The following is a 4,890-nucleotide window of genomic DNA, read 5'->3' on the forward strand; positions in this document are numbered from 1 at the left end:
CTCTGGTATCGCTTCAGACAAATTATCAGGTTCGATGACTCCCATAACTGGATAGATGCCCTCATTTGATGAAGCCAAAAAAAAGTCCCGTAATGTAATCGCTATATCGCTTCCCAATATTTCCATTTCCTTGATTGCCTCCATTGGCACTTGTTCAAATGGATATTTCTTCTGTAGAATTTCTCTTCCATCCCCTCCTTTTACAACCATAATATACGTTTTTAATCGCTGCCGCGGATCGTGAGCAAAAACGTCAAGAACATCATTAATCCCGTGCTTGGCTAACGATTCACCTATAAAAATAACGCTGCGATGTGCGGTAAATAAAACACGGGAACTTTTTTTCTGAAGTTTTTCAAACGCTTCATTGGCATTAATGCCAGTAGCCGATATGACAAAAAAGTTCTCTTTCTGGCTGTTCCCGCCACTCCCTGGCCCCGCTTGACTCGAAGATGGAACTGCGATCTGTAGGGATAATAAGTATTCTCCATCTTTCGTTAAGTCAAAGGCTGTGCCCGAAATAAATGCAAGATCATTGATCTCCCTACGATCCCAACAACCGCTTGTGAGCAATACAGTGAATAGTATGCCGATGTATAGGAATGATTTCATTCTGAAGTTCCTTTCCTCACAACCGAACAAGTTCTAATTGTTATCCGCGGACTGCTTTCCTTGTTTTGGTCTTGGTTTTTGACCTTCTGGTTCACGGACTGGATTTTCGGATCCTGTTGCCTGTGGACGGCGTGTTTTAGCCCAAATAGGTGCTCGGAAGAATACATCTTTCAAATTCGAAAGTCTAAGTGGGGCTACTGGAGTAAAATAAGCAATACCGAATGAACGAAGGGATGTAACATGTAACAAAATGGCCAGAAACCCAAACACAATGCCGTAAAGTCCAAGCGAACCTGCTAGGAATAACATTGGAAAGCGAAGTAATCGAATGCCATTTGCAAAACTGTAGCGTGGAATGGTAAACGCAGCAATACCGGTGATGGATACGATAATAACGACTGGAGCAGAAATAATTCCCGCCTGTACAGCTGCTTGACCGATAACCAACGCCCCTACGATACTTATCGCTTGTCCTATTTGTTTGGGCAAACGAATTCCCGCTTCACGCAAGGCCTCGAATGTGATTTCCATCAACAAGGCTTCGATCATCGCCGGGAAAGGTACAGGCTCTCGCGACGAAGCAATACTCAGAACAAGATTAGTGGGAATCATCTCCTGATGAAAGGTCGTAACCGCAACATACAGTGGAGGAGCAAATATAGCGATGAAGATGAAAAGGAATCGAATCCATCTGACAAAAGTTCCGATGGGCCAGCGAACATAATAATCCTCACTTGCCTGGAGGCCCGTCCAGAAAGTCATGGGAACAATTAATACAAAAGGAGAGGTATCGACAAGAATAGCTACCTTCCCTTCCAATAATTCTGAAGCGACAACATCTGGTCGTTCCGTACTATGTACAAGCGGAAATGGCGAATAAGGGCTATCCTCAATAAATTCCTCTACATATCCTGAATCTAGGATTCCGTCAATTTTGATCCGCGATATCCTATCTCGCACTTCCTCAATGACCGTTTCGGAAGCAATGCCCACAATATACGTAATAACAACTTGCGTTTGGGATAGCTCCCCAAGTGTGAATGATTCTATTTTTAATCTTGAAGTTTTGATTATGGAGCGTATTAACCCGATATTCTTAGATATATTCTCGATAAATCCAACTCTGGGACCGCGAATGACGGGTTCAGATGACGGTTCGTCCAAGCTTCTTTGTGATTTAACATTCACTTTGACCATCATCGCATCGGAGTTCCCAACTGTGAGCACAGCTGCATGGCCATTTAGCACTTGTTTTACGAGGTCAGTTACTTTGGATGTAACACTCGTCATACCTATGGAGATGCTCTGATCGTCGAGCCATTCTGTTTTTAATATATCTTCATGTTTTTCAGATTTAGCTATCATCGGTTTCAAAATATGATCATTAATCAACTCATCTTCAACCAGCGTTGCAAAGTAGATGATCAGCCAATGATTTTGACCAGCTATTTGAACTTTACGAAATACGATATCAGAGCTGTTGTGGAATACACGTTTCAGAGTCCATTCATTATGCTCTAAATCATTGCTTAATCCCGCGCTCTCTTCATCTATAGATTGAAGTTCCTCAGGCATGATGGGATACCCAGGTTTCGTGCGCATCCACTTCCTAAACCATTTCACTGAACAGCCTCCTACAGAAACACGGATATATATAATTTCCCATTTTTACTCCGAAAATATTCTAAGATGTGCTGCCTGCTTCGTCGTCCATGAGGATTCGAGCTGATTGTTTTGTGTAATTGAAAAAAGGATGCCCCTCGCCATTTTCATGACTTTTGGGACACCCTCTATAATCGCATATTCGTTTAACTTAGCTTGCTTACCACTGACCAGCGTTTTGACCACCATCAACGTGAAGAATTTCCCCAGTGACGAAATTAGCAGATTCCAAATATACGATTGCATCTACAATATCCTGCATAATTCGTATGACATCTATCCGCGACGTTTCCCCCAAGGCTTAAATACGGAAAGTACATACATTGAAGCTAATGAAATAATCTGTAGACCTATGCCAATGAATAGTGACATCGTGTTTACTACCATAGCTCCCTGATTTGCTCCCTCTACTCCCACATCTGTTATTAGCGAAATTCCTTGCAGCGTCCATATGTACATGCCGATTGGTCCTAAGATAAGCGCAATTAAACTTAGTATTTCTTTCGCTATGATCCAATAATATTTCACTAAGCCCCAATGAGTCCATACGGATAAAAGCACTCCTGTCACTATAGTCCCAATAAACGAGGCTCTCACGGAAGTTTGGGATAAAACATGCATGGCCTTATAGCAGGAAAGGATTAAACCTGAATCATGGGAGCTCACTGCCGTTATACTCAAAATGAGAAATGTTACACTTGTACCGAACATTATAGCTGCAAAAAGGATATGTAAGCTTAAGAGCCACTTCTTCTGTGTCATATTTATCAATCTCATTATCCCGTAGTCTCCCTTGTAATAGTTGTATCTATAAGATAATAAATTGAAATAAACTCGCTCTAAACCACATATTAAAAATTCATAAACTGCATGATTAGTCGGACAAATTTGCTCCAATTAGAAACGGGATAAAGTTTGCTGTCATGAGCTGTGACAACAACTTTATCCCGTTATTCAAACCCAAAATTTAAAACATAGGCAAAGAAAAAAGACCCGCAACCTGCGGGTCTCCAAATACACGTAAAGCGGTTGGCGTTCATCTTAGTTCGATGTACGCTGTAACCAATCCTCGAAACGTGTCGTAGTGATACGTGCCTCGCCCTGTGGGACGAGAGAATGTTGGTTCAGCAGCACGCCATAGTAGCTTTCTAGCAGTCCATCTGTACCAACAACTGATAGCGCAACGTGATGTTTCACTCCAGCAGCTGCTTCAGCTTCAAGGAGATTGCGAGTTGATGTTTCAAAGAAATCCAATACAGCTTGATCTTCCCATGAAGGAGCGTTCGAAACGTCAACGACTACTTCCGCGCCGCTGATCGCCTCAACGAGTCCCTCACCCGTAACGGAGTTGATGCCTAAGGAAGGTGATGCCGCCACCACGTTATGACCAAGGTCACGAAGGTTGTTTACAAGTTTTTTCCCAATAAGTCCACTACCACCAATAACGACAATTTTCATAGTAATCCTCCTAGTTTTATGATTGAAATTTCTCTACTCTGTTGTCCTATCCAGTAATAACTGCCTAGTGTAAGTTAAATTAGTTCAATCCAGCTTTTGACAAACCAAATGCTGCGTCGGCCGAACCTGGAACTGTTTTGAAACCAACGTTAATTCTATTCCAAGCATTGATCGCCATGACGGAGAAGGTCAAATCTGAGAGTTCTTTCTCAGAAAACTGACCGCGAACTCGGTCATAAACTTCATCAGGTACACCATGCTCAGGAAGCTTGGTCAGGATTTCTGTCCATGCCAACGCAGCACGCTCACGCGGCGCGAACAATGTGGATTCCCGCCAAATTGGAAGATGATAGAGACGAAGTTCGCTCTCACCATGGATCTTGGCTTGTTTGACATGCATATCCACGCAGAATCCACATCCATTCATTTGTGAAGCCCTGATGTGAACGAGATGAAGGATTTTCTCTTCAATTGAACTTTCCTTCTCAGCGTTGCTGAAATCCATCATTTTTTTAGTGAACTCCGGTGATTGCTGCATGTAATTTATACGTTGTGTCATTTTTGTATACCTCCACTGTTTTGTTTTTTTTCGTAACACTATTAAGACAATTGGCATTCTCCATGTGTGACATCAATATTGCTTCACTTATATTTCCTGCTTTGGTTTCTGCAGATGGCCACGATAGCCAAAGGCAACGCTGAATTTGTAAACCTTGTTTTGATGCACAATACACCGATAATTTTCATCTTGCTTTTTAGTGTCCGTATCATAGACAAAACTCCGAAATCCCGCTTCTGGCAAGGGTCCGGAGTTTTATGCATTAGATGGATACATGCTTTAACTTATCTGGATTCACAATCACGAAAATTCTTTGAATGGAAATCTTATGGGAATCCCACTCAAAAGAAATAACGCCAGTTGGCACGCCATCTTTTGTTAGCAATATGCCCTGTTGATCATTGACCTCAACTAGCTGTGCCTTAGATTCGGGGAATCGTGCTGAAAGAGCCTGCAATATTTTAAGCACGCGCTCTTTCATGTAGACAGGAACTGCGGCTGCCGATACTTTGCCTCCGCCGTCGGCAATCAAGATGACGTCCTCAGTCAACAAGTCCACAAGGGACTGAATGTTGCCATTCGTAAGCGCAGAGATAAAT

The 4,890-nt window shown here is 42.4% G+C and carries 7 protein-coding genes; all 7 read right to left on the reverse strand.

Annotated features, from left to right (window positions below; all coding sequences use genetic code 11):
* Positions 1–612 (reverse strand): Ger(x)C family spore germination protein (locus AC1DUA_RS29810; protein WP_477503188.1); only part of this gene is annotated, 612 nt, incomplete at its 3' end.
* A gap of 33 nt (positions 613–645) precedes the next feature.
* Complete coding sequence (locus AC1DUA_RS29815; RefSeq protein ID WP_477503194.1) at positions 646–2,187, reverse strand: spore germination protein; 1,542 nt, start codon at positions 2,185–2,187, stop codon at positions 646–648.
* A gap of 93 nt (positions 2,188–2,280) precedes the next feature.
* Positions 2,281–2,520 (reverse strand): hypothetical protein, encoded by a 240-nt coding sequence (locus AC1DUA_RS29820; RefSeq protein WP_477503189.1) that lies wholly within the window; start codon positions 2,518–2,520, stop codon positions 2,281–2,283.
* A gap of 30 nt (positions 2,521–2,550) precedes the next feature.
* The gene (locus tag AC1DUA_RS29825) at positions 2,551–3,051 is read right to left on the reverse strand and encodes a hypothetical protein (protein WP_477503190.1); all 501 of its coding nucleotides are present in this window, start codon (positions 3,049–3,051) and stop codon (positions 2,551–2,553) included.
* Between the two features lie 264 nt (positions 3,052–3,315).
* Complete coding sequence (locus AC1DUA_RS29830) at positions 3,316–3,732, reverse strand: SDR family oxidoreductase (protein WP_477503191.1); 417 nt, start codon at positions 3,730–3,732, stop codon at positions 3,316–3,318.
* A gap of 79 nt (positions 3,733–3,811) precedes the next feature.
* Positions 3,812–4,291: a carboxymuconolactone decarboxylase family protein gene (locus AC1DUA_RS29835; protein WP_477503192.1), complete on the reverse strand. Its 480-nt coding sequence runs from the start codon at positions 4,289–4,291 to the stop codon at positions 3,812–3,814.
* Positions 4,292–4,553: 262 nt separating this feature from the next.
* The coding region (locus AC1DUA_RS29840) for a sigma-70 family RNA polymerase sigma factor family protein (protein ID WP_477503193.1) at positions 4,554–4,890 on the reverse strand (337 nt) is incomplete at its 5' end.

Source organism: Paenibacillus sp. 01T422 (assembly GCF_056398785.1).